Origin of the sequence: Pseudomonas syringae group sp. J254-4 (assembly GCF_032586855.1) — a bacterium.
GTDB classification, from domain to species: Bacteria; Pseudomonadota; Gammaproteobacteria; order Pseudomonadales; family Pseudomonadaceae; genus Aquipseudomonas; species Aquipseudomonas amygdali.
In genome coordinates this window covers 61,077-87,762 of sequence record NZ_JAWHOO010000015.1, presented here as the reverse complement: position 1 = coordinate 87,762, position 26,686 = coordinate 61,077, and the positions used below count along the sequence as shown (strand labels likewise).

At 54.7% G+C, this 26,686-nt stretch carries 21 protein-coding genes and 1 tRNA gene; 9 read left to right on the top strand and 13 right to left on the bottom strand.

Going from position 1 to position 26,686, the window contains the following annotated elements; all coding sequences use genetic code 11:
• Positions 1–481: 481 nt before the first annotated feature.
• From virB5 to RYB09_RS18185, 6 genes are all read left to right on the top strand, one after another.
• The gene (virB5, locus tag RYB09_RS18210) at positions 482–1,219 is read left to right on the top strand and encodes a P-type DNA transfer protein VirB5 (protein ID WP_316889629.1); all 738 of its coding nucleotides are present in this window, start codon (positions 482–484) and stop codon (positions 1,217–1,219) included.
• A gap of 1 nt (position 1,220) precedes the next feature.
• Positions 1,221–1,706, top strand: a complete 486-nt coding sequence (locus tag RYB09_RS18205) for a hypothetical protein (protein ID WP_316889627.1) — start codon at positions 1,221–1,223, stop codon at positions 1,704–1,706.
• A complete protein-coding gene (locus RYB09_RS18200) occupies positions 1,703–1,957 on the top strand; it encodes an EexN family lipoprotein (protein ID WP_316889625.1) in 255 nt (84 codons plus the stop codon). The genes RYB09_RS18205 and RYB09_RS18200 overlap by 4 nt, the downstream gene beginning before the upstream one ends.
• A 2-nt stretch (positions 1,958–1,959) precedes the next feature.
• Positions 1,960–3,039 (top strand): type IV secretion system protein, encoded by a 1,080-nt coding sequence (locus RYB09_RS18195; protein ID WP_316889624.1) that lies wholly within the window; start codon positions 1,960–1,962, stop codon positions 3,037–3,039.
• Positions 3,040–3,332: 293 nt separating this feature from the next.
• A complete protein-coding gene (locus RYB09_RS18190; RefSeq protein WP_316889622.1) occupies positions 3,333–3,524 on the top strand; it encodes an antitoxin VbhA family protein in 192 nt (63 codons plus the stop codon).
• A gap of 625 nt (positions 3,525–4,149) precedes the next feature.
• Positions 4,150–6,627 (top strand): DEAD/DEAH box helicase family protein, encoded by a 2,478-nt coding sequence (locus RYB09_RS18185; RefSeq protein ID WP_316889620.1) that lies wholly within the window; start codon positions 4,150–4,152, stop codon positions 6,625–6,627.
• 102 nt (positions 6,628–6,729) lie between these two features.
• On the opposite strand, the gene RYB09_RS18180 is transcribed toward RYB09_RS18185, so the two are convergent.
• The 9 genes from RYB09_RS18180 to rpsU form a co-directional block, all read right to left on the bottom strand.
• Complete coding sequence (locus RYB09_RS18180) at positions 6,730–7,347, bottom strand: hypothetical protein (RefSeq protein ID WP_316889619.1); 618 nt, start codon at positions 7,345–7,347, stop codon at positions 6,730–6,732.
• 76 nt (positions 7,348–7,423) lie between these two features.
• Positions 7,424–8,464, bottom strand: a complete 1,041-nt coding sequence (locus RYB09_RS18175; protein WP_316889618.1) for a hypothetical protein — start codon at positions 8,462–8,464, stop codon at positions 7,424–7,426.
• A gap of 341 nt (positions 8,465–8,805) precedes the next feature.
• A complete protein-coding gene (locus RYB09_RS18170; RefSeq protein WP_316889616.1) occupies positions 8,806–10,215 on the bottom strand; it encodes a replication initiation protein in 1,410 nt (469 codons plus the stop codon).
• A 750-nt stretch (positions 10,216–10,965) separates the two neighbouring features.
• Positions 10,966–12,030: a site-specific integrase gene (locus RYB09_RS18160; RefSeq protein ID WP_316889612.1), complete on the bottom strand. Its 1,065-nt coding sequence runs from the start codon at positions 12,028–12,030 to the stop codon at positions 10,966–10,968.
• 127 nt (positions 12,031–12,157) lie between these two features.
• A tRNA-Ile gene (locus tag RYB09_RS18155) sits at positions 12,158–12,234 on the bottom strand.
• Between the two features lie 15 nt (positions 12,235–12,249).
• The gene (locus RYB09_RS18150) at positions 12,250–14,727 is read right to left on the bottom strand and encodes an EAL domain-containing protein (protein ID WP_410478317.1); all 2,478 of its coding nucleotides are present in this window, start codon (positions 14,725–14,727) and stop codon (positions 12,250–12,252) included.
• A gap of 278 nt (positions 14,728–15,005) precedes the next feature.
• Positions 15,006–16,856, bottom strand: coding sequence for an RNA polymerase sigma factor RpoD (gene rpoD, locus RYB09_RS18145; RefSeq protein WP_002551876.1), 1,851 nt, complete (start codon positions 16,854–16,856; stop codon positions 15,006–15,008).
• 67 nt (positions 16,857–16,923) lie between these two features.
• The gene (dnaG, locus tag RYB09_RS18140; protein WP_230016966.1) at positions 16,924–18,879 is read right to left on the bottom strand and encodes a DNA primase; all 1,956 of its coding nucleotides are present in this window, start codon (positions 18,877–18,879) and stop codon (positions 16,924–16,926) included.
• Between the two features lie 508 nt (positions 18,880–19,387).
• Positions 19,388–19,603 (bottom strand): 30S ribosomal protein S21, encoded by a 216-nt coding sequence (gene rpsU / locus RYB09_RS18135; protein WP_002551877.1) that lies wholly within the window; start codon positions 19,601–19,603, stop codon positions 19,388–19,390.
• 198 nt (positions 19,604–19,801) lie between these two features.
• Between rpsU and tsaD the strand changes: the two genes are divergently transcribed.
• Entirely contained in the window at positions 19,802–20,827 is a 1,026-nt protein-coding gene (gene tsaD / locus RYB09_RS18130; protein WP_002551878.1) for a tRNA (adenosine(37)-N6)-threonylcarbamoyltransferase complex transferase subunit TsaD, read from the top strand.
• A gap of 35 nt (positions 20,828–20,862) precedes the next feature.
• On the opposite strand, the gene plsY is transcribed toward tsaD, so the two are convergent.
• Positions 20,863–21,432 (bottom strand): glycerol-3-phosphate 1-O-acyltransferase PlsY, encoded by a 570-nt coding sequence (gene plsY, locus RYB09_RS18125; RefSeq protein WP_004660108.1) that lies wholly within the window; start codon positions 21,430–21,432, stop codon positions 20,863–20,865.
• Positions 21,433–21,506: 74 nt separating this feature from the next.
• Between plsY and folB the strand changes: the two genes are divergently transcribed.
• Positions 21,507–21,860: a dihydroneopterin aldolase gene (gene folB / locus RYB09_RS18120; protein ID WP_002551880.1), complete on the top strand. Its 354-nt coding sequence runs from the start codon at positions 21,507–21,509 to the stop codon at positions 21,858–21,860.
• Entirely contained in the window at positions 21,851–22,375 is a 525-nt protein-coding gene (folK, locus tag RYB09_RS18115; protein WP_122258490.1) for a 2-amino-4-hydroxy-6-hydroxymethyldihydropteridine diphosphokinase, read from the top strand. Before folB ends, folK begins: the two co-directional genes overlap by 10 nt.
• 100 nt (positions 22,376–22,475) lie before the next feature.
• Here folK and RYB09_RS18110 read toward each other — a convergent pair whose 3' ends face one another.
• The 3 genes from RYB09_RS18110 to RYB09_RS18100 form a co-directional block, all read right to left on the bottom strand.
• Positions 22,476–23,705, bottom strand: coding sequence for a multifunctional CCA addition/repair protein (locus RYB09_RS18110; RefSeq protein WP_316889608.1), 1,230 nt, complete (start codon positions 23,703–23,705; stop codon positions 22,476–22,478).
• Between the two features lie 97 nt (positions 23,706–23,802).
• Positions 23,803–25,365 carry a SpoVR family protein gene (locus RYB09_RS18105; RefSeq protein WP_219170382.1) on the bottom strand — a complete coding sequence of 521 codons (1,563 nt, stop codon included), beginning with the start codon at positions 25,363–25,365 and terminating at the stop codon, positions 23,803–23,805.
• Positions 25,362–26,633 (bottom strand): YeaH/YhbH family protein, encoded by a 1,272-nt coding sequence (locus tag RYB09_RS18100; RefSeq protein ID WP_316889606.1) that lies wholly within the window; start codon positions 26,631–26,633, stop codon positions 25,362–25,364. Before RYB09_RS18100 ends, RYB09_RS18105 begins: the two co-directional genes overlap by 4 nt.
• Positions 26,634–26,686: the final 53 nt, after the last annotated feature.

Genomic DNA, 26,686 nt, shown 5'->3' with positions numbered 1-26,686 from the left:
GTTTAGCCTATCCTGCACTAGTATTTCGTGACAATAAAAACTTCGTCATGACGAAGAATTAGGAGCGTATTATTCGACGGTTGAGCCAAAGTTATATAGTTGGTTTGCCAATATATAGTGTTTTGGTTTAACTGATCCGTCACTAGCTTTTAGGCAGAGAAAAACGTCGTCATGACGAAATTTCCTAGATGGTCGGTACTTCAGGTCATAGCACTATAATGAGATAATTGTTTCGCCAAAATACTGTTTTTTGGTTTCTGAAACGAACGCTGAAACCGCCTCGCTGATGCTGCTTGCATTATGGGCGCGGCCCTTAAAAGACGGGGCCTACACCGGGTAAGACTGGCGCATAGTCACCCCAAGAACGGCAACGCCGTGCCGGGTGCGATTCCTAAACAGATCGACAGGCCGGACAGACGGTCCAGCGCTCACCAATTCTAATGGAGAGGTGACTATGGATCTGTTTAGGTGTCTGGCTCGTATGGGCAAGCAGCCGCTTCGTATTGCTACCGCGTTTTCATCCTTGATGTGCGCGCAGCATGGCTTTGCACAAATTCCCGTAACCGTTACCAGCCAGGTTACGGACTCCCCAATGACTATCGCTGAGTTTGCTTCTAACTCCACCCGCTGGGGCCAGCAGGTTCAACAGATGGCTTCTCAGATTGACCAGATGAAGCAGCAGTACGGGGCGATCACAGGCTCGCGAGGGCTCGGAAGAGTGTTCGATGATCCCCGGCTCCGAGAGTATCTGCCACAAGAATGGCAAGCGGTCTATGACTCAGTGAAACGCGGCGGATATTCAGGCCTGGATGGCCGTGCCGAGACGATTTATGCAGATAATAAAGTGTTCGATGCATGCCAAAGCTTCGCTCAGGATGAGCAGCGTGGTGCCTGCCAGGCCCAGGCTGTAAAGCCATCGCAAGACAAAGCGTTCGCATTGGATGCCTATGATCAAGCCAAAGGTAGGTTGCGTCAGCTTGATCAGCTTATGGGGCAAATCGATAAAACCCAAGACCCCAAAGGCATCGCCGAGCTACAGGGGCGCATTGCTGCAGAGCAAGCAATGATTCAAAACGAGCAGACCAAGTTGCAGATGTTCCAAATGGTGGCTCAGGCAGAGGACAAGGTACAGGAGCAGAGGCAGCGTGAATTGAATGCTCAGATTCTTGATAAGCGAGGATTCAAAACTCGCACCATGCTGAACCTGGGGGGAAATTGAAATGGTTTCGTACGCTCACATCCTCCCGATCATCGTTTGCTTCTTCATTCTCACGTCATTGCGTAAATTCTGGTTGTGTATCGGCCGGTTCGGCGCTCTGAAAGAGGTATCGCGGCGTGCCCCAGAACTGATTCAGAGTGATCTGCTCGCCGCCGCTACCGCAGTGATGCCATTCCTCTTGGCGCTTGCTGATTGGCTCCAGATAGTCCCGCCTCGAGCAACAGGCCCGATTTCATCAACGCTTGCAGTTTTGATTTCATTTGCCTGCGCGCTTGCCTCGGCTCTTTTGGTTTCGAAGGCCGAAGCTCGCATTGCTGGTAGTTGGGCTGGCACAAGAGAAAGTGCCCTGCGCACGCTTGCCGCTTTGCAGATTATCGATGCTGCCGAACTCGCTTACTCCCTTAAATACGCAGAACAGTTTCGAGCTAAGGCGCGTTGCGCCTCGCCCCGGAACCTGAGCGTTGTCGAGCGGGAGGATCAGGAATGATTACCTCTCGCTGGTTGGTTTTGATTCCCTTACTGCTAACAGGGTGTGGAGCGGATGAGCCTGTCCGCTCCGTCGATTGGTACAAGGCTCATAACGCGGAAAGAGCGATTCATATTTCGGAATGTGAGCGTGATCCGGGAAGGCTTGCGTTGACGCCGAATTGCGTCAACGCCAAGCACGCCGAGAATGAGCTGCGGCTTGCCGAGCGAGGGTTCCGTAAGCGCGAGACTTTAGATTTGAAGGAGCGGTGACTATGGAATCCAATTTCTACGAATGGGTAGGTGGATCTATCGATGTCGTATTAAACGAATACGTTCAGCTCATGGCGCAGAGTGTCATTGGCGACTTCTCCGTTTTGCTCGCCTTGGGTGGCGCGCTATTTTTCATGACGATGGGACTATTGTCTGTCGGCGGCTTCATTGAGCAACCTCTACCACATCTCTTCAAAATCGCACTTAAATGGGCTTTCATTGGAGCTCTGGCATTAAACGCCCACACGTACCTTGGATGGGTTGTGGAAGCGATCCGTGGCCTGGAAGTTGGGTTGGCTGATGCGTTTTCGCCCAATGGTAAAGGAGCTACGGCGACGTCTGTCTATCAGGTAATCGACAGGGCTATGACTGATGGTTTCAAAATTGCCTCTGATCTCCTTGCCCGCGCAGGGAGGCGAGGCGTAACGGAGATAGGCATGATGTGCTATGACTTGCTCATGGCTGGCACGATGCTCGTCGCAACATTTCTGATCACGCTGCCTGCCGGTGCCATGATCATTACCGCCAAGGTGCTGATGTCGTTTCTGCTGGGGTGTGGCCCGATCTTCATCGCAATGCTGCTCTTCGGCCAAATGACCGGCAAGTGGTTCGACCAGTGGTTTGCGCAGGTGATGAACTACATTATGCAGAGCGCGGCGATAACGTCCGTGCTGACGCTAGGTATGAAGTTTTTCACTACGATGTTGACGGACATCCAGCCGACTGCTGGTAATGGCCCCGCGACCGATATGTTGGAGGTCTTGGCGCTGAGTGGGATAGTTCTCTACATGGTCTATCAAGCCAGCTCCTTGGGAAGTCAACTTGCGGGTGGTTTATCGTCCAGCGCGATTACACTGAGGCAGATGGCCCAAGCCGCGATAAATCCCGCGAAGGCGGTTTATAACGCTGTTAATCCCATGACAACACGGCGCGATCTTCAGTCAGGCATGATGACCAGCGCGAGGGCTGCCAATCACTGGGTCGCGGGCAACACTGCTTGGAACCCGGCTTATCGGCAGCACGTGATGCAAAACCTTGGACGTAACTGGGGTAAGGCAAGGGGAGGGAAGGTAAGTAGCTAGCAGATCAAAACAGCAGTGCAGTGAATCGCGCTACGCGCCCTCGCGGGCTTACCCAAAGGGGCTCTGCCCCTCTGGACTTCCCGCCCTCGCCGGTAGCAGGGGCCGCTGGGAAAAGCGCCCAGCAGCCCCCGCAGATAGGATGTGGATTGCATTGCGTCAAGGGTTCGCTTCGCCGTCATCCTCGCCCGGTCCCGCTTCGCGTGCTGCGGCCTCCGGTGACGCCCTTGACCCTCCCTCTGCCGATCTAGCGCTGAAATTGTCTTGTTTTTAATCATTGAGTACTTGGAGGGGCCATGAATACTCCAGACATCATCGACGTTTCGGATGCGGAAATGCTTCGTCGTCAAAAAGCAGTTGATTATGCCCGCGCATCACTTGCGCTTGAGGGGTTTGTAATCAGCACCGATGAAGAACAGCACGCTCAGGCCTTCGTGAAGGGCAAGCTGACTCTCGCTGAGTTTATCGCTGTAGAAATCGATCAATAGCTGGAAGCTGGGTCAAGGGCATCACCGCAGGCCGCAGCGGAGCGGAGCCCGAAGGGCGAGCACCGAACGGGTGAGGATGATGGGCAAAGCCTTCACCCTTGATGCAGCTGTAAGCGCCCAAGCCTAGCGACAGGGGAAGGAACAAGGCGAAGCCGCCGGACCTGCCCCTGCCGCCCGTCCGGCAAGGATAGGACGCGGAATGCAACCGAAGGGGTTGCCCAAGCGAAGCGCGGGGCTAACACGCTGTTTTTTTCGTTCGGCTTCCAGACTGAACGGATGGGCTGCCAATTGACCAGTACTTTTTATAACTAGGAGCCTGGCTCGCATTGGGTCGAACCACGCGTGTCCATTCAATTACGTATGCCTGCAAACCGTCTCCAGATTCTGGGTGCAGTATGACCAAATTGAATCCTGGATTGACTGGCAGTACCCAGTCAAAAGCAGTCAGTTCACCTCAAGTGAAACCAAGCACTCCGCTGTAACGGTGTCACCCCGCAGCTATTGCCCGTCCTAGAAATTCTAGGGCTGGCAACGATAAACGCCGATAAGTGTCGTATTAGCTTGACTCAGACGTTGCCCTATCTGACGATCACGCCACGCCAAATTTTCGAATAGAGAGGGACCGATGTTCGATTTTACAAGTCTTACCCTTAAGCCTAGATCTGAGTGCCCAGCCACTCTGATAGAGCTGTTTGGTCAGCTAGACCGTAAGGCTACTCATATCAGTCTTCGCCCAGCTCAAGCAGCGGCTCTCAGAAAACTCGATGAACAAGCTGGCGAAAAGGATATTGTACTCAAGCTCAGCACTGGGTCGGGCAAAACAGTGGTGGGCCTTGTCTATGCAGAAATGATGCGTTGCCGTTACAAAGGCGATCCAATTCTTTATGTTTGCCCAACGATCCAACTGGTAGAGCAAGTACTTCAATCAGCCCAGGCCATTGGGGCTCCAGCAAGCACATTTCCTGTGTCTGGGCTTCCATTTGAGGCCCTCGCTGGTGAGTCGATCTTAGTATGTACCTATGACCGTATTTTCAACGCGATTAGCCGGCTAGAAGCGAATGGTGCGCGACCGTCAGCTATTATCCTTGATGATGTTCACGCAGGGGTTGAGCGCGTTAGAGGTTGTTACACCGTGCGTGTGCCGGACTCTTGCTTTGAGCAGTTCAAGGCAATGTTGCTGCCTCTTTGCGAATCATCAGACCCAGCGACTTGGAGGGGGATAAAAAGCTCATCACATGACGCGCGTTTTGAGGTGCCATATTGGGTTTGGTCCAATATTCAGGGCGAGGCGGCTAAGCTGCTCGAGCCTTACAAATATGAAGATGAGATGAAGTACCAGTGGGGAAATATAGCGAGGTATATGGATCAGGCGCGAGTGTGTATCTCTGGCGTAGCTGCTGAAATCTCATTGCCCATTGCAGCTGTAGAAGAACGAGCTGTATATGCGTCTGCTAAGCATAGGCTGTTCATGTCAGCCAGTATTAAAGATGGATCTTCCTTCATTGGAGACCTCGATTGCGATCCGCAAGCCTTCAAGCGAGTAATTGAGCCAGTGGAGGACGAGGGGGCGGGTGAACGAATGATGCTCGCGACTTCGTTGATAACTCCCGATGCTTCCAAAAAAGAGATCGCTAATGTGTGTGCGAGTTTGGCAAAACAAACTAATGTTGTTGTTTTGACAAGTTCTGAAGCTCAATCTAAAGTTTGGGTTGAGGCGGGAGCTTGCCTCTCTCAAGGAAAGAGTTTTGAGCCAGCAATAGAAAGGCTTAAGAGCAGTAGTGGAAATTTTGTGGTCTTTACGCAGCGTTTCGATGGCGTCGATTTGCCAGATGACGCTTGCCGCGTGCTAGTGATTGATGGTGTACCCTCTGGAGATCGTCTGAGCGATAAAGTTGACGCCTCAAGGCAGAAAGATTCGCCAGAATACGAGGTGAGGACGGTTAATAGATTCGAGCAGGCACTAGGGCGGGCAGTTCGCTCCAGTGCTGACTATGCGGCCATCCTATTAGTAGGTACTGATATCGCTGCATTTATCGGAAAGAGATCTGTGAGAGAGTTGCTAGAATCCCGGACGCGGGTGCAAGTTGATCTAGGGAAAGACCTAGTGAAACTGACTCCTGGCACCACGCTACCCGCCGCGGTTAACGGTATGGTTCAGGCAATTTTATCCAGAAATGAGCAGTGGAAAGAGGCCCATAGGGCGCGCGTCCGAGAAGCAGAGAAAACTGTCCGGCAAGGAAATGAGATAACTGTGCATGAAACCATTGCGCTAGCCGCTCGGGTGAGCTGGAAGTCGGCAAAAGGACGAAATTTCCAAGCAGCAGTTCCTGTACTCAGAGACGCTTGTAACAACCCTGGCTTACATCCTGTTCAACGCGGAGAGTTACTTTACAAAATAGCTGCAAACCTTCACCAATTTGATCCCGCAGCTGCTGCTGACGCTTATCGCGCCGCCTTTGAAATCAACTCTGACTTCCCCAGGCCTGACAAGGTTGCAGATAAGAAATTTGCTCGTTTGACGAACCAAGCCATCGCAGCTAGAGATTACCTTGGAAGTTTTGCCCAAGCTAATGCCGCAATTGCCAAGTTGGATGAGATTGCCGCAAAGCTGAGTTTTGCGATGCCAGCTGATATTGTTGAGCAGGGCATTCTGGAACTAGGGAAAGTTCTCGGAGCGGCGTCTAGTCGTCCCGAAAGAGAAACAGAGAGAGGGCCGGACAACCTCTGGTTATTTGACGACGTTGCTTTTTGCTTGGAAGCTAAGAGTGAGAAGACAGCGGATATCTTCAAAGTAGAGGCTGCACAGCTTGTGCTTAGCCTTGAGTGGTGCCGAGAGCATATAGAGGCCCCTGAGAGAGGAATTACACCAGTTTTCGTAACCAACTCAGCAAAGGCCGATAGAGTAGAAGACATTAGTTTTGGACCTATGATAATGACCGAGGAGCTAGTGTTTAGTCTGCTGGGTGATCTCAGGCAAGTCATTATCGGCCTTTCATTTGACGGCCCTTTATTCACAGATCCAGCTGCAATAGGAAAAGCGTTTGCTGCAAACGGTCTTTCCGGAAGACAGATACTGGCGAGATTACAGCGGTGCGGAAGCTAGAATCAGAGATCAACCTGTAAAGCTATCGGTGGAGTTAGCTCTGCCTTTAAGAGCTTACAGTATGGGGGCAGGCAGCTGGCTGATAGCTGCCTGCCTCATCTGTCATTCCTTGGTGCCCCCGGTCATCGATCTAACAATAAGATCCAATTGTTCTCGCATATTTTCACCAAATCTTAAAACTACTTCTTCATATTCCGTAATAAGCTCTACTAACACTATTAGCAGGTTCTTCATTCCTCCACCGAAAATTAGCGACTCCATACGCTTGAATAGTATTACTTCATCGTCATCCCACAGCCAATCCATGTGGACGACACGTTTATCAACCCACGCTTTAATTACTTCTCGCAAGGATTTCCCAGGGAAAAATTCCTCATCAAACACCGCGTCAACGGCTGCGGCTCTGGATTCCATGCGTCGGGCGCGATAAACATTCTGTAACGTTGCGTTGCGCTTCTGGCGATCCGACTCAAGAAAGAGCGCGCGAGTATCGACCAGAATGGACGTTAATAAAAGATTCGCTTCAAACGGATCGCTAAGCTCGATATCAAACAGGCGCGAAATTTTTTCTTTTAGTTCGCTAAATCTTGCGCTAAATGCCCGTTCGATGCGAGCTTCTATGACTCCTAATCCGCCTGCTGCTATGTAATCTTCAACATCTTTTGCCGTTTTTAAGTCGGGCATGAAAGGGTTGTCTTTTTGCCATCCTAGTTCTTTCATTTCTTCTCCTGAAACTGTATTCCTATTGATGAATTCGCCGTATTTTCTATAGAGTTCATAAGCTCGGAAGCGAGATTTACGGCATTTGGTTGTATAGCTTAGCAATCTGCGCGAGTCGTGTTGGACGACCTTTGGCTCTTCCCATCGGATGCCTGGCTAGAATTTCGTCAACCTTGTTTTTCAATAATCCAGCTAAAAGTAAGTCCGAACTGTCTCTCTCTAATATATCCACATTTTGCTCTTCGGCAAATCTGAGCAGGCGATCAAACTCTTGCTGGACCGTTTCCTTAAGGTTTTCTCCGCCGGGACAGATTGTATTGTGAATTTCTCCCGGTGTATTTATTCGTAATGCTTCCAGCTCTTCAAATAACTGTCCAGCATTAGCGGAAAAACCGGTTCCAACATCGAGCTCCTTTCTCATTCGTGCTACGAAATCATGGACATCATCAAATGCGCCAGTTCGATGGGTTAGACGCTCATCCGTATCAGCGAGGAGTCTTTTGATAGTCAGGTCACCCGCTTTCGTTAGCAGGCCCAGCTGATCTATAAATTCTCGCTCCGCGTCAGACAGTTCACCGCTTAGAGGTTTATATTGAAGATCATGCTCAATTTCGTTGAAGACATGAGCAAGCAAACTACAGACTTGAATCTCACATGTCGTACCCTCTAGGTTAGAGTTTGTGCCCGCGAAATCCTCTTCAATCAAATATACTTGGCAGTGGGTCGCTCGATAATGTCTTCCTGCTTCTGAGCGATCTTTTAAGTCAATGTCTGGCTCACCTCCGTCTCTTCCGACAAAGGCCTGCCTGATTTCCTGAACTACATTTTGACGATCTGACTCTAGATAGGTTGCGATTCGCACTCCAGCTAGATCGCTGATTCTTTCAAATACCTCATCAACACTGTTATATCTATTCCGCAGTTCTGCTTTTCTCAATTTATCGAAAAAGCTTTTAGGGTTCTTTGCACGTCGTTGCACGGTTGCACGCACAGTTAATTTTTTTTGTACGATTTCTATACATTTCTGATATACCAGATCTGCCATCTTTGAATATCTGTCATATTCACGCAGATATCTCTGGTGGCACTCCTGAATTTGCTCGTCGCTTAGTGGCATTATCACTCCTTGAATGCTTTAATTTGGTATCGCGTCCCGAAACGGCAAAGAATCCATAGGGTAGCCCGATTTCTGGGGTGCCACCCCATAGAGAATAGAGTCGCCGATATCATAATGCCGCGCAACCCCCAAGCCCGCCGACATGCCACAAATACTATCCAAGGTTTGTCTTTACCATCAGTATTTTGGTGAATACCCCCAAATCAGGTTTCTAGTCTGTTTCGAGCGGTAGCGACGGGCAGGCTTCAAACTCTCAAGGGCGACAGCAGCCTTAAATAGAGGTAAACCTTAGCTTGGGCACATCAATATAAATCTACGGCAGTATTAATTCAGCGTCAGTGCTACGAGGAATTGTGGTCTTGCGCATCTTCTAAGCGTACACCCATCGACTTCACGCTACGTGATGATATCTGACGTACAGCATGCTTAACATTTTTATAGCTATTCCCCATGCTCTGGAAACGACCGAAATTAGGGTCTAACAATGTTGAGCCCGGTTGTCCTGCTGAGTGCGAGTCCTGCTTACAGAGCCCAGACGCCTCGCTCGCTGGTCGGGGATTCAAGTCCGCGATGGATGATGCATTCGCTGCTTCAGCAAGGATATGTGTGTAGTTAGCAACCGTCTGACGGGTAACTCGTGCTTCTTTTGCCACAAGGGTCAAACGAAGCTGTTCGCCCCTCCTATGGAGGGCGTGACAGGCAACGCGGATCTTGTTTTCAGTTTCCTTCTGGCGCACTTCATGTGTGCGCTTTGCTGCAAGCCTTTGCCGCTGTTTCAGTGGAAGCGAGCGATCTAACGCCATAACTCCCCGGCAGCAGCTCGAGTTGCCCCAATACTTAGTCCACGTCCAACGGCTGACTGACCTAACGGTCGCTCGGAGTGACGACAAGGGTAGGTTTCCAGTCTGGAACCCCTGACGGCTAAAATTGTTGATGTTTGCGGCATATGTGTCGAGCAACCGACAGAACGACTCGAAATTTCCTTCCTCACGCTGTTGGCCGACCACGCTGTATGCGTAGTAGCGCAGCTTCTCAAATAAAATTCCGTGCCTGGATTTTGGCAGGTCTTCAAGCCTCGATGCCTTGCTCCATGACGAAACCTGCGTGTCCACATAGTCAGCCAGATCAGCAAGCTCGTAGACGCTGTCATGTAGCTCCGTCGTAAGCCACCAAGGGTGGCCTGGTGTCTTGGCTACCGGTCCGCTGCTGTAGTCCGGGTCTGCTTTGAGAAGCAACGCAAAGGCAGAGTAAACCGCTTTCATATACTGAATCGGTTTGTCTCTGGCCTTCTCTGACGTGCATACGGGGGAGATGGCATAGTACAGATGGGAATGCCCGCTTACGCGATTGCGCACGATCAGGTTGGGTTGCGGCAGGCCTAGATCATCCCAGATCAAGGAGTTCGCGTGATCGAGGTCAAAGATCAACCACGACACCATTTCGCGCCGGTTGATCTGCATATAGGGGAACCGAATCGCATGCTCACGTGGTCGAACCAGCGCGGCGGTTTTGTTATCACTGCAACGCGCGAGGTAAGGCGATTCAGTAAGAATTCTGTTGAGGGCGGTCCCCTCTTCAAAGTAGCGGGTTGGGACCGCTTTAGCCTTGCTTGTCTGCTTTTTGCTTTGTGCGCTATCGTTAACGGATGCCGAGGTCAAAGCATTTGAAATTGCGTTCATGTTCCCGCCATTCGGCGATAAGATGATTGAAACTGGTTTCTTCAACTTGTGCGAAGTCGAGGTGCCAGCCATAATCAGCTCACCTTCTTATGTGAATCGAGGGGGATTAGAAGCAGGTTTCTACCGTCGAAAGAGAAAACCTGTTCTAACTACTCCAAAAGGCCCGGCTACCACGCTGGGCCTTTTGTTTTCTGCTTTTTGGTTACTGCACCATGCGGCATGCTGCCTAGATATTTAACGGAAATTCTGATAGTTCGCTGATGAAAGTAACTTGGCGTAACCCTTCCCGGACCCTTCGATTTGACTGGCTAGGGCGGTCCAGATCCAGTCGTCGGCGCGTATAGTCATTCCACTATTACATCTAAGCCTAGGGCGTCATTGACTTGGATCGTGCGGAAAAATACCCGGCGTCCAACCCTTACCACGGTTGGCTTTAGCTTTCGAGACAAGTCTGAGTCCGTGTACATTGCGACCCTGAAGCCGTCTGGAGACCTATCCAGCAAATCCGCGACTTGGGCCATGCTCATCAGAGGACCGAATCGGTCCAGAAGATATTCTTCAGCAGTCATAAGGTCTCCGTGCTGGTCGTTTGTCGTTGTGACCATATTGATAGCAGTTGAGCGTATCTTTGAGTAGTTATAGGCAGCCGTCAAATGGGCACGTCGTGATTTTCGACCAATACGTATTAGTTTGGATTAGTGGAGTTACTTATCTGTATTTGCCAATTTATATAATCTTGGTCGTGCTTTTTGGTGTTAGGTCCAGGATTTATAGGGTATTGATTGAAATCTATTGGTTTTGCGTATTTGATATAATTTATTTTCACTTATTTTTTCCCTTCAAGCTGTCGAGCCTCCCAACCAGATCTTCCGCACGAAGGTGGGTATAGCGCTTCAACATCTGCATCGACTTATGGCCACTGATGGCAGAAACCTCTTGGTCAGATAGCCCGCCTTCGACAAGCCGACTCACTGCCTCATGGCGCAGGTCGTGAAACCTGAAATCAGGTAGGTCGAGCTTCTTCTTCAGCTGACCCCAAATTTTGGTGAAGGTATACGGCCTACGCTTTCCGTCCTTTCCAGGCTCACCGAAAAACACCAGATTGCAGTCAATTGGTCGCACCGGGTTATCCATCGCGGCTTTGAATACTTCGGTGGCACGCTTGCTTAGAGGCACAGTGCGCGAGCCGTCGTTCTTTGTGTCGGAGAGGCGTATGACGCGCTTTGCCAAATCCACTTGAGGTCGACGTAGGGATGAAATCTCTGACGAGCGCATGCCCGTTTCCAAAGCGATGCAAACAATCCAGCCCAACATAGGATTGCTATGTCGATTCACGGCCGCGAGCAGAAGACGTTCTTCCTCCGGCGATAGCCTCCGATCACGACCATCCCCAGGGCTAGGCTTACGGATATTCAGCACTGGGTTGAAAGTCAGGCCCAACCCCCACTCCTGAATCGCTACGGTGTACAGGTGGCTCAACAGGGCCAGTTCGAGGCGCACAGTGTTGTTGCTAATGGTCCCACCACGGCTGGGCTCGTTCAGGCGCTTGTCGCGATAGCCGGCGATGATGTCAGCGGAGAGCGCAGCCAGTGAGTATTTGCCCAGATGCTCGATGAGCTTCTTGGCTTTCGAGGTTTCGCCACGCTGAGTGGTGGGCTTCTTGGTGGGGGTGATGTCGCTCAAGTAGCGCTTTAGGGCCGCCTCCAGCGTCATGCGCTCGGAGCCGCTGCGCTGGATATAAACACCTCTGACCATTTCGTCTTCGGTGCGACGTGACCAGTCCTCCGCATCGCGTTTGGTGCGGAAGGTTTTAGCCACAGTTGGCCAGCCGGTTTTGCGGATCAAAGCCTTCCAGGTGCCGGAAGGGGTTTTGACTAATGTTGCCATCTGAAAGGACTCCAAAGGTGTACTGGCGCACCAGCACTGTACCGATTTTGTACCTTTGGACCATAGGACTGTATTAGTGGAGAACCACCCAGAAACACGAAAGCCGCGCAGTGCGCGGCTTTGAGTATGGTGGGCCCACACGGACTCGAACCGTGGACCAAAGGATTATGAGTCCTCTGCTCTAACCAACTGAGCTATGGGCCCTCAGTAGGCCGCGGATTATAACGGCGGTTTCGCGGCTGTGCTATCCGAAACGTCCGAAAGATTCATAAGAAGAAATCTCGCGCTGAATTCTTCGGGTTGAAGGGGCAGGCTGATGATGTAGCCCTGGATCTGTTCACAGCCCTCGCGGGTCAGGAATTGCTGTTGTTCGCTGTTCTCTACGCCTTCGGCAATCACGGTCAGTTGCATGCTGCGCCCAAGGGCGATGATGGCGCGGACGATGGCGGCGTCGTGGGTGTCTTCGGGCAGGCCGCGAACGAAGGACTGGTCGATCTTGAGGATGTCCAGCGGCAGGCGTTTGAGGTAGCTCAGCGAGGAATAGCCGGTGCCGAAGTCGTCGATGGCCAGCTGCACGCCGAGTTTCTTCAGTTTGTGCAGCACTGCCAGCGCCTCCTGGGTCTGGCTCATGATGAAGTGTTCGGTGATTTCCAGCTGCAGGCAGCCTGGCTCCAGGCCGTTGTCGGCCAGCAGTTGTTCGATGTGTTCGACAAGGTTTGTCTGGCGCAATTGAGCGCCTGCCAGGTTGACTGACACGGGGCCGAACGGCTGACAGGTTTTGTGCCATTTGCCCATCTGTTGGCAGGCCTGCTCCAGCACCCATTCGCCGATTTGCAGAATCATGCCGTTTTCTTCGGCCAGCGGTATGAAGTGTTCGGGCGGCACGTCGCCGAAGGTCGGGTGGTTCCAGCGGATCAGCGCTTCTGCGCCTATCAGCGTGTGGGTCAGAAGGCTGATTTTGGGCTGGTAGGCCAGGGACAGCTGATTGCGGTCCAGCGCTCTTCTCAATTCCTGTTCAAGGGCAATACGTTCGCTGGCCTGTGTGGTCAGGTCGCAGGTGTAGCTTTCGACCCGGTTGCGGCCCTTGGCCTTGGAGCGGTACATCGCAGCGTCGGCGTTTTTGACCAGCGTTGCTACGTCGGTGCCGTCAGTCGGGAAAACGCAGCTGCCAATGCTCGGGCTGATGTAGAGCTCATGTTCGCCAGCTTCAAAAGGTGTGTTGAAGCTGGACAGCAGTTTGTTGGCAATGGCTTGTGCGTCGCTGGGCTGCAGCAGGCCAGGTAACAGAACGATGAACTCGTCACCACCAAGGCGCGCGACCGTGTCGACATCGCGCAGGGTCTCCTTGAGCCGGTGTGCGATGCCCTTGAGCAGCAGATCGCCGACCGGATGGCCCAGGCTGTCGTTGATGTGTTTGAAGCGGTCCAGATCGAGGAACAGCACTGCGCCAAGGCTGCCGGATTCTTCGCTGTGCAGCAATGCCGATTGAAGGCGACTCTCGAACAGGGTTCGGTTGGGCAGGCCGGTGAGTGGGTCGTGGTGGGCCTGGTAGTCGAGGCGCGCCTGGGCGTGTTTGAGGCTGGAGATGTCAGCGAAGACGGCGACGAAATGGGTGGTGAGGTTGGCTTTGTTGCGCACTGCATTGATCGTCAGCCAGCTTGGGTAGAGCTCGCCGCTCTTGCGTCGGTTGCTGATCTCGCCCTGCCAGTGGCCATCGGCTGCAAGTTGATGCCACATTGAGGCATAGAACGCGCTGTCATGCTGGCCTGAGGCGAGCAGGCGAGGCGTCTGGCCGATGGCTTCGCTCTCGCTGTAGCCGGTAATCTCAGTGAAGGCACGGTTTACTGCATTGATGCGCTGGTTGGTGTCGGTAATGAGCACGCCCTCGGCTGTGCTCTCGAACACCGTTGCAGCCAAGTGCAGTTTTTCCTGCATTTGTCTGCTTTCGGTTATATCCCGTGCAATCGTCAGCAGGCAGTCGTCGCCTGCGATGACGATCGGGTGCGAGGACAGTTCGCACAGTTTGATACTGCCATCAACATTACGAAGCCGGGCCCTGAAGTCCCGGACGGATCCGTGCCGCTTCAGTTGCTCAATGAGCCTGGAGCGGTCGCCCAGATCCACCCAAACACCCAGGTCGAATGTCGAGTGCTCAAGGCAGTACGCTTCGCTATACCCCGTGATGCGGCAGAAACCTTCGTTCACCTCTAAAAGCATTCCGTCCTGTTGGCGGGTGATAGCCAGCCCGTCAGGCGAGGCATGAAACGCCTTGGCGAATTTTTCTTCGGAAAGTTGAAGTTGCTGCTGGGCCTGCTTGCGCTGGGTGATGTCACGCACTATCACCAGTACGGCTGGCGTGGAGCTCTGGTCGAAAGGCTGGGCGGACATGAGCCCGGAAAAGGTTTCGCCGTTCTTGCGCCGAAAGGGTATCTCCAGATTATGGATGTTGCCTGTCTGCAGTTGCTGCAAAACTTTTGGGCCTATACCTGGCACTGCCCACAGGTCCAGTTCGGTGGGCGTTTTTCCGATCACTTCGTCGAGGGCGATGCCGGTCCGTTCAACGAATGCCGCGTTGGCATCCATGATATGCCCGTCGACAAGGCTTGCGATAATCATGGCATCCGGGCACTGAGCGAAGACCGAGGCGAATTTTCCCTCGGACAGGCACGACGCTTCCCGGTCATTGGTGTCGATTATTACTTCACGCATATGCGGCTTACGTCCGTGTTTGACTATCGCTGATATTGTTGTGGCGTGAATTTGTAACAATCACTGGCCAAGGCTGGACTGAGAAGCGCTTGTGTCCTGTGTGATACATAGTTGTAGGTCAATTCGTCAGGGCCTGCAATTAGACCGACGTCTGACATCTGTTTGATTTGATCAATTGACGACTGGACCTGCAAATCTGGATTTCTTTTTCTCTGAAACGCAAAACCCCCGGCAGGCCGGGGGTTTTGTTTGACTCGCAGATGCGATTACTCGTCGAGGAACGAGCGCAGGTGCTCGCTTCTTGTCGGGTGACGCAGCTTGCGCAGTGCCTTGGCTTCTATCTGACGAATCCGCTCGCGGGTAACGTCAAACTGCTTACCGACCTCTTCAAGCGTGTGATCGGTATTCATGTCGATGCCGAAACGCATGCGCAGAACTTTTGCTTCACGGGCGGTAAGGCCCGACAGCACTTCGCGTGTCGCTTCCTTCAGGCTCTCAACAGTGGCGACATCGATTGGCGACTGCATGGTCGAGTCTTCGATGAAGTCACCCAGATGCGAATCTTCGTCGTCGCCGATCGGGGTTTCCATGGAGATCGGCTCTTTCGCGATCTTCAATACCTTGCGGATTTTGTCCTCAGGCATTTCCATGCGTTCGCCCAGCTCTTCCGGGGTTGGTTCGCGACCCATTTCCTGCAGCATCTGCCGGGAAATACGGTTGAGCTTGTTGATCGTCTCGATCATGTGCACCGGAATACGAATGGTGCGGGCCTGGTCGGCAATCGAGCGAGTGATCGCCTGACGGATCCACCAGGTGGCATAGGTCGAGAACTTGTAGCCACGACGGTATTCGAACTTGTCCACAGCCTTCATCAAGCCGATGTTGCCTTCCTGGATCAGATCGAGGAATTGCAGACCACGGTTGGTGTACTTCTTGGCGATGGAGATAACCAGACGCAAGTTCGCTTCAACCATCTCTTTCTTCGCGCGGCGGGCCTTGGCCTCACCGATCGACATGCGACGGTTGATGTCCTTGATCTCGGCTATTTTCAGGCCGGTCTCTTCTTCCAGTGCCGACAGCTTCTGCTGGCAACGCTGGATGTCAGGCTGCAGACGACCAATGGCTTCGGCGTATTTGCTCTTGCCCTTGGCCAGTGCGTCAGTCCAGCTTTCGTCAACTTCGTTGCCCGGGAACTGGCGAAGGAAGTCGGCGCGCGGCATACGTGCATCACGTACACACAGCTGCATGATGGCGCGTTCCTGAGCACGAAGACGCTCAAGAGCACCCCGCACACGCTCTACCAGACCTTCAAACTGCTTTGGAACCAGTTTGATCGGCATGAACAGTTCGGCAAGTGCAACCATTTCGGCAATGGCGTGCTTGTCGTCGCGACCGAATTTCTTCAGCGCCTTGCGGGTGATTTCCATTTGGTCGGAAACCGCACCGAAGCGCTGCTGGGCGATGACCGGATCGGGACCGCTTTCGACTTCGTCTTCGTCGTCGCTGGCGTCTGCCGATTCTTCCTCGTCGTCATCGGTGCCTTCGGCCTTGACGGCTTTGGGATCGACAGGCGGAGGTACTTCGGCAGGCGGCGCAATGCCGTCGTCCGGGTCGATATAGCCGCTCAGAACATCGGAGAGGCGACCGCCTTCACTGGTGACACGTGTGTATTCGGAAAGAATATGGTCAACCGTGCCAGGGAAGTGCGCAATTGCGCCCATCACTTCACGGATGCCTTCTTCGATACGTTTGGCGATTTCGATTTCGCCTTCACGGGTCAGAAGTTCAACGGTACCCATTTCACGCATGTACATACGAACGGGATCGGTGGTACGCCCGATGTCGGTCTCGACCGCTGCCAACGCTGCAGCCGCTTCTTCTGCGGCTGCCTCGTCGGTATCGGCGTCGGCCAGCATCAAGGCGTCCGCATCCGGAGCACTCTCGTGTACCGGGATCCCCATGTCGTTGATCATGCGGATGATGTCTTCCACCTGCTCGGGATCTGAAATATCCTCGGGCAAGTGGTCGTTGACCTCTGCGTAAGTCAGATACTTCTGCTCACGACCCAGGGTGATCAACTCTTTGATACGAGATTGCTGTTGCGCTTTTCCGGACATAACACCCTATCCACTGAAGGTCTTGGCGGGCAAAAAACAAGCCGAGGATTATACCCGAGCTATGACCTCACGCGCCAGTTGAGGTCGGGGTTTGTGCGGGAACATTGCGATTTAGCAGTTCCCTAAGCTGAATTTTCTCTTCTGCGCTCAACTCGGTTTGACGAGCCTTGCTGATCAGATGTTCCAGACTGCGCTCGCGTTGGCGAGCGGATAAGCTAGTTATAGTGTCGAAAAACTGTTGTTCAAGGTTGTCGGCCTCAATCAGCCATTCCTTTTCTGCCAGAGCGCGCAGCAAACGGCCCTGTTCAGTCCCGTGCCATCGCGCTATCAACTGTAACGACCGCAGGTTCGGATTCTTTTGCCTGGCTTCGATAAGGGCGACCAGCAGTTGCGCGTTAGATTGGTCTTCTGCAGCGAAATGGCTGGCATTTTCGACCTTTTCGGCCAGTTCAGGGTGGTGCAGCAATGTTCTCAGTGCGGCCTGCATGGGTGGCTCGACAGCGGTCGGTACTCGCGGCGTTCGAGGTTCGAAGTCCTGGCGCTTGCCTTTTTTGCCCCAGGATTTGTTGTCCCATTTTTTTTGATTCTGACCGCCGGTTTTCTTTGGCGTCCATTCCTGCTGTGGCTCATAACCGCCTTGGGGCTGGTAATCGGCAAAGTCAGGCATGGCGTCGTAATCGACGTACGGGTCGTAGCTCGGCGGTGCATCCGCCGGCGCGCTCTGTACCAGTTGACTGACGGCCTCGCCGGTAAGCCCGGTAATTTCGGTCAGGCGTTTGCGCATCAGAATGCGCAGGTTCGCCCCAGGCACTTTATCGATGAGTGGCGCCGCGAGGGTGGCCATGTGCGCCTTGCCTTCCAGCGAGCGCGGGTCAGACTCTTTGGTCAGTTGCTCGAAAAAATAATCGGCCAGCGGCTGGGCATGCTGATTGATGCGCGCCTTGAACGCGTCGGTGCCTTCGGAGCGCACCAGCGTGTCCGGGTCTTCGCCCTCGGGAAGAAACAAAAAACGCGCCCGACGCCCGTCCTGCAGGTTCGACAGGGTGGCTTCCAGTGCCCGCCACGCGGCGTTGCGCCCGGCCTGATCGCCGTCGAAGCAGAACAGCACGTTGGGCACGACCCGGAACAGGCGTTTCAAATGCTCTTCGCTGGTCGCCGTACCCAGCGTGGCCACGGCATTGCGCAAACCTTGCTGGGCCAGGGCGATGACGTCCATGTAGCCTTCAACGACGATGATTTCATCGAGGTTGCGATTGAATTTTCGGGCTTCGAACAGCCCGTACAGCTCTTGGCCCTTGTGGAAAACCGGTGTTTCCGGCGAGTTCAGGTATTTGGGCTTGTCATCGCCCAGTACGCGACCGCCAAAGGCAATGACGCGTCCGCGCGAGTCGCGTATCGGAAACATCACCCGGTCACGGAAGCGATCGTAGCGTTTGCCGGTTTCAGCATTTTCGATCAGCAGGCCGGCATCGATCATGACCTTTTGCTGCAGTGAGTCGCTGCTCAGGTGCTTGTACAGGTTGTCCCAGCCTGGCGGAGCAAAGCCCAGGCCAAAGTCCCTCGCGATTTCACCGGACAGCCCGCGGCCTTTGAGGTAATCCACTGCTGCCTTGCGCGATGGATGGCTTTTCAGGGCTTGGCGATAGAACTCGGCGGCGGCAGTCAGCAGCGGGTAGAGCGGGGAGTCGGTTGGCTGGCGGGGCTTCTGGCCTTTTACGCCCTGTTCGCGAGGCACTTCCATGCCTGCTGCTTTGGCGAGGTCTTCGACAGCCTGGGGGAAATCCAGATTGTCGTGGTCCATGATGAAACCGAGCGCGTTGCCGCCAGCGCCGCAGCCGAAGCAGTAATAGAACTGTTTGTCCGGGCTGACGCTGAAAGAGGGTGTTTTCTCTTTGTGGAACGGGCAGCAGGCGGTGTAGTTCTTCCCGGCTTTCTTGAGCTGCACGCGCGAACTGACTATATCGACAATGTCGGTGCGGTTCAGAAGGTCGTCGATAAAGCTCTGGGGAATCAGCCCGGCCATGGCGTTCTCATCATTCAAGCGTGGTGCAAAAGTATCGGGAGACTCTACGAGCGTTCCGTCAGCCTGTCAGCCGTCTTTTTTTGAGGGCGTGAGCAATCAACGGGCACGTCTTTGCATCCGCTGGACGGTGTGGGCCTGAAAGGAAATAAACTTGAACCTGCGGACAGGTCAGAAGGCTTCATGCTGGGTGTACACCTGAGTGTGACAAAACCCGGAGACATAAGCCTGGGTGCACGGAAGACGCTGCCTTGGCTGAGCTTCTTGCGAAGTCATCAAGGCATACTCGTCTTGTCACCGGCCGTCTGCTGCCCGAGTGGGCATGGCCAATGTTGCCTGTGAACAGGCTGGACGTGCTTGATTGAATGTCTGAGTCGCATCGGCGGCCTGGACGGGGTCAATCAATCTAGCTAACGCGCAATCCAGCTAACGCAAAAAAGCGAAGCTGGAACTGCCGACAGCCCGGCTGGTTGGCCGGGCAAGGCAGAAGCTTGCGACGAAGGTCTGTAAATTAATACAGACGAACGGCGCGGCGCTGTTCGCGCTGGACTTTCTTGGCGTGGCGTTTGACAGCAGCTGCTGCCTTGCGCTTACGCTCCGAAGTCGGCTTCTCGTAAAATTCGCGGCTACGAACTTCAGCCAGAACACCGGCTTTTTCGCAGGAGCGCTTGAAACGACGCAGAGCTACGTCGAAGGGTTCGTTCTCTTTAACTTTGACGGCTGGCATCCAGAGCTACCTTCATTCATTACCGGGGTCAACGCTTAGTGCAAACACTGCACAAAAGTACGTCGGTTTTTAAGGGTTGCGGATGTTAACCCCTCATTGAGAGGAATGCAAAGCCTCTGATCGAAAACCGCTGGTCGGCACCTCGGTCGACGACTATTATGCGCGCCTTCAAATCTGCCCCCTACAAGGCGCAACCCCATGCTAGTACTGGGATTAGAAACCTCCTGCGACGAAACCGGTGTCGCGTTGTACGACAGCGAACGCGGTTTGCTCGCGGACGCATTATTCAGCCAGATCGACCTGCATCGGGCCTACGGCGGTGTGGTGCCGGAACTGGCTTCGCGCGATCACGTCAAGCGCATGCTGCCGCTGATTCGCCAGACACTGGCCGAGGCGGACTGCGTGGCCACTGACATCGACGCCATTGCCTACACGGCCGGACCGGGTCTGGTAGGTGCATTGCTGGTCGGCGCCTCGTGCGCTCAGGCGCTGGCATTCGCCTGGGATATCCCGGCGTTGGGCGTTCACCACATGGAAGGCCATTTGCTGGCCCCGATGCTGGAAGAAAACCCGCCACAGTTCCCGTTCGTCGCGTTGCTGGTGTCCGGTGGACACACGCAACTGGTCCGCGTCGATGGCATCGGTCAGTACGAACTGCTGGGCGAGACGCTGGATGATGCAGCAGGCGAGGCGTTCGACAAGACCGCCAAAATGATGGGCATGCAGTACCCAGGCGGCCCGGAGATTTCCAAGGCGGCGATGCAGGGCGTGGCGGGGCGTTTTGTCTTTCCCCGGCCAATGACCGATCGTCCCGGGCTGGAATTCAGTTTCAGCGGCTTGAAAACTTCTGCGCTCAATACCTGGCAGCAATGTCAGGGCGCTGGAGACGACAGCGAGCAAACCCGCTGCGACATCGCTCTGGCGTTCCAGCAGGCGGTAGTGGAGACTTTGACCATCAAGTGCAAGCGTGCGCTCAAACAGACCGGCCTCAAGAGCCTGGTTATTGCGGGCGGCGTCAGCGCCAACAAGGCACTGCGGGCTTCGCTGGAAAGCATGCTCGGCGACCTGCGCGGCAATGTTTACTACGCACGGCCCGAGTTCTGTACCGATAACGGCGCAATGATTGCCTTTGCTGGCTGTCAGCGTTTGCAGGCAGGGCAGAAGGAAGATTTGAGCATCAGCGTGCAGGCGCGTTGGCCCATGGAGCAGTTGCCGGGGCTGTGATGGCAGGCGAGGGTAAAATGATTTCAGGTTGCCCTTCAGAAATGTCGTTCGCGCCCGGCGAGCAGGTCGCGTAGATTGCCGCGATGGCGCCAGACGATGAGCAGTGTCAGCACGCTCATCGGCAACAGCGCATGAGGTTCTTGCCATGCCAGTAATGGCAGGGTCAGCGGTGTGGCAATCAGGGCGGCAAGCGAGCTGGTGCGGGTCAGGTAGAGCGTCAGCAGCCAGGCCGCTATCGCCAGGGCGGCTGCGGGCGGGTATAGCCCCAGCAGCACCCCGGCGGCTGTTGCGACACCTTTGCCACCACGGAAGCGAAAGTACACTGGGAACAGGTGGCCCAGCACTGCACAGACGCCGATCCAGCCTTGTTGCGCGATGTTCAGGTTCCAGGCGCTGGCGATCAGGATCGGCAGCAGGCCTTTGCAGAGGTCGCCAAGCAGGGTCAGGATGGCCAGTTTTTTTCCGGCCAGACGCAGCATGTTGGTAGCGCCGGCATTGCCCGAGCCACTGGCGCGCGGGTCTGGTCTGCCGCTCAGGCGGCTGAGCAGAATGGCGAAGGACAGCGAACCAAGCAGGTAGGCGAAGGTGGCCAGTAACCAAAACATGCTAACCATTCCGGGCGAGGATGCCCTGATTCTAACGGCGCATCGCGCCCTTGTCGTGCAGTGGAGAGTAGTGCTTGGACAGAGTTTTCATCGAGGGCCTTGAGGTTGATACGGTCATCGGCGCCTATGACTGGGAGCGCGGCATTCGCCAGTGCCTGCGTCTGGACCTCAGCTTCGCCTGGGACAATCGCCCTGCAGCGGCAGGCGACGACCTGAGCAAGGCCCTCGACTACGCCAGTGTTTCGACACGTATTCAGGCTTTCGCCGAGCAGGCTCAGTTTCAGTTGGTAGAGACCTTCGCTGAGCGGCTGGCTGAAGTGCTGATGAGCGAATTCAATATTCCCTGGCTGCGTCTGAAACTGACCAAGCCGGGTGCCGTAGCGGCCGCTGCCGGTGTGGGCGTGGAGATCGAGCGCGGATGTCGCTGACGCGGATTTTCCTCGGCCTGGGGAGCAATATCGAGCGCGAGCGCCATCTGCATGCCGGGCTGGATGCGCTGGATGGCTTTTTGACTGACCTCAGTTGCTCGCCGGTCTTTGAAAGCCATGCGGTGGGCATCAAGAGCGGGCCATTCTTCAATCTTGTGGTGTCGGCGCTGACCGACCTGCCGTTGATGGAGCTTGATCGCCGCCTGAAATTCATCGAGGCCGATAATGGCCGCTATGCCCCGGATCGCAAAGGGCTGCCGCTGGATATCGATGTGCTGTTGTATGGCGAGCAGGTCGGCAATTTCGACGGGCTGATTTTGCCCAGAGCGGAGATTCTGAAGAATGCCTTCGTGCTGTGCCCATTGGCATTGATTGCCCCTGAACGTCTGCATCCGGGTGTCGGTATTGCCTTCAGCAAGCTTTGGGCTGACGCGCAGATCGATCAGCAGCTCTGGCCGGTAGCGTTTGAGTGGCGCGGAGTGGAGCTGACGCCTGAGAGTCTGCTGCGTAGCTAGCTGAGTGGGTTCGTGGTTCTCGGGTGCTGAAGATCGGACGCAGAGCGTTCAGGGCTGCGCTCCTACGCTGGAGCGTGGGAGCGATAGTAGTCAGTTAAAGTCAGGCGACGTCCTCCGCCTTATAGATTTTCAGCGCCTTGAGCCGTTCGTTCTTTAGCGCGTCGCCCAGTTCCTTGCCCTTGAAGCCCTTCTCCAGCAGCGGCTGTACTGACACTGTTCGAGCGGCCTGTGCTGCACCGCGCAGGTAATCAGCCTGTGGATAACTGCGTTGTTCGAAGCCGTGACGTCCTCGCGCGTCCATCTCGCACGCCGCAATGAACTCTTCAAAACGCTGCGGGCGGCGGTAGACGTCGAAACTTTGCAGCAGCTCCAGCAAAGTCGAGGGTTTCAGTTCCAGCGCCCGATGGCCGTGGGTGTGGTACTGGCCGACCAGTAGCGCCAGTTCCTGGCATTCCCTGGGTACCCGAAAACGCTCGTTGACCGCTTTAATCAGGCGCAGGCCGGTATGTTCATGGGCAATGTGCCTGGGCCATTCGGCTTCCGGCGTCAGCCCCTTGCCCAGATCGTGCAGCAGGCAGGCCCAGCGTACGGTCAGCGGGTGTTTGTGAATCGCAGATTGCTCAAGCACGCTGAGGACATGTACGCCGGTGTCTATTTCCGGGTGATGTGCAGCGGGCTGCGGCACGCCAAACAGCGCCTCGACCTCGGGCATCAGTTCCTTGAGTGCGCCGCAGTCGTGCAGTACCTGGATGAACACCTGAGGCTGATCTTCCATGAGCGCGCGAGAGATTTCCTTCCAGCTTCGTTCGGCAGTCAGCGCCTTGAGTTCGCCGGACTCACTGAGCTGGCGCATCAGCCCCAAAGTCTCGGGTGCGATGGTGAAACCGTAACGTGCGTAGCGCGCTGCGAACCGGGCCACGCGCAAGACCCTAAGCGGATCTTCGGCGAACGCGGGGGAAACGTGGCGCAATACTCGCGCTTCAAGGTCTTTCTGGCCGTTATACGGATCGGTCAGGTTACCGTCCTTGTCTTCGGCCATGGCATTGATCGTCAGGTCGCGCCGAATCAGGTCCTGCTCAAGCGTTACCTCGGGGCTTGCATGAAAAACAAAGCCTCCATAGCCCACGCCGCTTTTGCGCTCGGTTCGCGCCAGCGCGTATTCCTCGTTGGTCAGCGGGTGCAAAAACACCGGGAAGTCTGTGCCGACCGGGCGATAGCCCTTGACCAGCATGTCCTCAGTGCTCGCGCCGACCACGACCCAATCGATATCAGTGACAGGTTGACCCAGGAGGCGGTCGCGTACAGCACCGCCCACTTTATAAATCTGCATAAAAAGCCTCCGTAAGCGCGACAGGATAAACCTTGTGCCGTGCTTGCGGAGGCTAAAGCTGCATGAGCAGCCGTTTAAACAGCCTTTTCCCTAACGCCTAAAGGTGGACGACCGCCATATCAAGCCGGGGATACTCACTGTCGGCATGCTCGCCTTTTGGAGGTACGTGATGGGTTTTGACCACTTGATCGCCCTGCAGGGTTTCCAGATGGATATCAAAGCCCCATAGCCGGTGCAGGTGCTTGAGCACCTCGTCAGTCGAATCGCCCAGCGGTTTTCGATTGTGCTGTTGGTGGCGCAGGGTCAGCGAGCGATCGCCTCGGCGGTCGATGCTGTAGATCTGCACGTTGGGCTCCCGATTGCCCAGGTTGTATTGCGCAGCGAGAATCTCGCGAATGGTCCGGTAACCGTTTTCATCATGAATGGCAGGCACCAGCAGGTCTTCCTGCTGGTCGTCGTCCATGATGCTGAACAGCTTGAGGTCGCGAATCACCTTGGGCGACAGGTATTGGAGAATGAAGCTCTCGTCCTTGAAGCTGGTCATCGCAAACTTGATCGCCGTCAGCCAGTCGGTGCCGGCAATTTCCGGAAACCACTGCCGGTCCTCATCGGTAGGGCTTTCGCACATCCGGCGTATGTCCTGATACATGGCAAAGCCCAGCGCGTAGGGATTGATGCCGCTGTAGTAGGGGCTGTCAAAACCGGGCTGGAAAATCACGCTGGTGTGCGACTGCAGAAACTCCATCATGAAGCCGTCGGTGACCAAACCTTCGTCGTACAGGTCGTTCATCAGCGTGTAATGCCAGAACGTTGCCCAGCCTTCGTTCATCACCTGGGTCTGGCGCTGTGGATAAAAATACTGCGCGATCTTGCGCACAATGCGCACCACTTCGCGCTGCCAGGGCTCCAGCAGCGGCGCGTGTTTCTCGATGAAATAGAGAATGTTTTCCTGCGGCTCGGCAGGAAAGCGTGCGTTGTCCTCTTTGCTGCCTTTTTCGGCGTTCTTCGGAATAGTGCGCCAAAGATCGTTGATCTGGCGCTGAAGATGTTCTTCCCGATCCTTCTGACGCCGCCGTTCCTCTTCAGCGGAAATCGGATACGGACGCTTGTAGCGGTCCACGCCGTAGTTCATCAACGCGTGGCACGAGTCGAGCAAATCTTCCACGGCGTCGATGCCGTGCCGTTCCTCGCATTGCATGATGTACTGCTTGGCGAACACCAGATAATCAATGATTGAGCTGGCGTCGGTCCAGGTGCGGAACAGGTAATTGCCCTTGAAGAAGCTGTTGTGGCCATAGCAGGCGTGCGCAACGACCAGTGCCTGCATGCAGATGGTGTTTTCTTCCATCAGGTAGGCAATACACGGGTCCGAGTTGATCACAATCTCGTACGCCAGCCCCATCTGGCCACGCGAATAGGATTTTTCAGTGCTGAGAAAGTGCTTGCCGTATGACCAGTGATGGTAGCCCAGGGGCATGCCCACCGAGGCGTAGGCATCCATCATTTGTTCGGCAGTGATCACCTCAATCTGGTTGGGATAGGTGTCCAGAGCATACCGCTCGGCAATTCTGCCGATCTCACGGTCGTAGGCCCGGATCAGTTCAAATGTCCACTCTGACCCCGTGGAAAGGGGTTGGCGCTTCTGCTCTCTGGCGGTCATGACACTAACCTTCGCTGGAAGAGTTCGCGGAATACCGGATAAATATCACCGGCAGAGACCAGCTGCTGCTGGGCGAACGTGTCGGCGTAGTCTTCACCGATGCGCTCGTATTCGTACCACAAGGCCTGGTGCTCACGCGGCGTGATTTCCACGTACGTGTAGTACTGCACGAAGGGCATGATCTGTTTGGTCAGGATTTCCCGGCAAATGGGCGAATCGTCGTTCCAGTTGTCTCCATCCGAGGCCTGTGCCGCGTAAATATTCCAGTCGCTGCTTGGGTAGCGTTCGGCCATGATCTCCTGCATCAGTTTCAATGCGCTGGAAACGATGGTGCCGCCGGTTTCCCGAGAATAGAAAAACTCTTCTTCGTCCACTTCACGGGCGCTGGTGTGGTGACGAATGAACACAACGTCGATCTTGTCGTAATTACGCTTGAGAAACAGGTACAGCAGGATGAAGAAGCGCTTGGCGATGTCCTTGGTCGCCTGGGTCATGGAGCCAGAGACGTCCATCAGGCAAAACATGACCGCTTTGGAGCTGGGGTTGGGTTGTTTGACCAGCAGGTTGTACTTGACGTCGAACGTGTCGAGGTACGGTACGCGACGAATACGTGCTTTCAGTCGATCAATTTCTACTTCCAGTTCCTGAATATCGCCGAAGTTGTCGGGCTCTTCGCGCTTCATACGCTCAAGCTCGACAGTTGCCTCTTTGAGTTTTGCCCGGCTGCTGCCGGACAGCGCAATGCGTCGCGCATGCGCCGAGCGCAGGGTACGGATGATGTTGATGCGTGAAGGGTTGCCCTCGTTGCTGATACCCGCGCGCACGGTCTTGAAGGTATCGGTACCGGTCAGGTTGCGCTTGACCAGGTTCGGCAGCTCCAGGTCTTCGAACATGAACTCGAGAAACTCTTCCTGAGTAATCTGAAACGAGAACTCATCCATGCCTTCGCCGGAGTTGCCTGCCTTGCCAGGCCCTTTGCCGCCACCACCGCCTTGAGGGCGGGCGATGTGCTCACCTGTGGTGAACTCCTTGTTGCCAGGATGAACAACGGTCTGCTTGCCGCCACGACCGTGGTGCAGGACCGGCTCGTCAATATCGCGTCCGGGAATACTGATCTGCTCGCCGTGTTCCATGTCAGTAATGGAGCGCCGGCTGACCGCTTCCTCCACTGCCTTTTTAATGTGGTCACGGTAACGCCGCAGAAACCGCTGCCGGTTTACCGTGCTCTTGTTCTTGCCGTTGAGACGTCGGTCGATCACATAGCTCATAGGCTCCTCCGGGGAGCTTCAAGTTGTAAGCTTCAAGCTGCAAGCGAGCGCGC

Coding starts and splice junctions, on each gene's coding strand:
- dnaG (WP_230016966.1), bottom strand. CDS start 18,879: ATGGCCGGGCTGATTCCCCAGAGCTTTATCGACGACCTTCTGAACCGC.
- RYB09_RS18175 (WP_316889618.1), bottom strand. CDS start 8,464: ATGCCACTAAGCGACGAGCAAATTCAGGAGTGCCACCAGAGATATCTG.
- rpoD (WP_002551876.1), bottom strand. CDS start 16,856: ATGTCCGGAAAAGCGCAACAGCAATCTCGTATCAAAGAGTTGATCACC.
- tsaD (WP_002551878.1), top strand. CDS start 19,802: ATGCTAGTACTGGGATTAGAAACCTCCTGCGACGAAACCGGTGTCGCG.
- RYB09_RS18185 (WP_316889620.1), top strand. CDS start 4,150: ATGTTCGATTTTACAAGTCTTACCCTTAAGCCTAGATCTGAGTGCCCA.
- RYB09_RS18205 (WP_316889627.1), top strand. CDS start 1,221: ATGGTTTCGTACGCTCACATCCTCCCGATCATCGTTTGCTTCTTCATT.
- RYB09_RS18170 (WP_316889616.1), bottom strand. CDS start 10,215: ATGGCTGGCACCTCGACTTCGCACAAGTTGAAGAAACCAGTTTCAATC.
- folK (WP_122258490.1), top strand. CDS start 21,851: ATGTCGCTGACGCGGATTTTCCTCGGCCTGGGGAGCAATATCGAGCGC.
- RYB09_RS18100 (WP_316889606.1), bottom strand. CDS start 26,633: ATGAGCTATGTGATCGACCGACGTCTCAACGGCAAGAACAAGAGCACG.
- RYB09_RS18105 (WP_219170382.1), bottom strand. CDS start 25,365: ATGACCGCCAGAGAGCAGAAGCGCCAACCCCTTTCCACGGGGTCAGAG.
- RYB09_RS18195 (WP_316889624.1), top strand. CDS start 1,960: ATGGAATCCAATTTCTACGAATGGGTAGGTGGATCTATCGATGTCGTA.
- RYB09_RS18200 (WP_316889625.1), top strand. CDS start 1,703: ATGATTACCTCTCGCTGGTTGGTTTTGATTCCCTTACTGCTAACAGGG.
- virB5 (WP_316889629.1), top strand. CDS start 482: ATGGGCAAGCAGCCGCTTCGTATTGCTACCGCGTTTTCATCCTTGATG.
- RYB09_RS18180 (WP_316889619.1), bottom strand. CDS start 7,347: ATGAAAGAACTAGGATGGCAAAAAGACAACCCTTTCATGCCCGACTTA.
- RYB09_RS18190 (WP_316889622.1), top strand. CDS start 3,333: ATGAATACTCCAGACATCATCGACGTTTCGGATGCGGAAATGCTTCGT.
- rpsU (WP_002551877.1), bottom strand. CDS start 19,603: ATGCCAGCCGTCAAAGTTAAAGAGAACGAACCCTTCGACGTAGCTCTG.
- RYB09_RS18160 (WP_316889612.1), bottom strand. CDS start 12,030: ATGGCAACATTAGTCAAAACCCCTTCCGGCACCTGGAAGGCTTTGATC.
- plsY (WP_004660108.1), bottom strand. CDS start 21,432: ATGTTTTGGTTACTGGCCACCTTCGCCTACCTGCTTGGTTCGCTGTCC.
- RYB09_RS18110 (WP_316889608.1), bottom strand. CDS start 23,705: ATGCAGATTTATAAAGTGGGCGGTGCTGTACGCGACCGCCTCCTGGGT.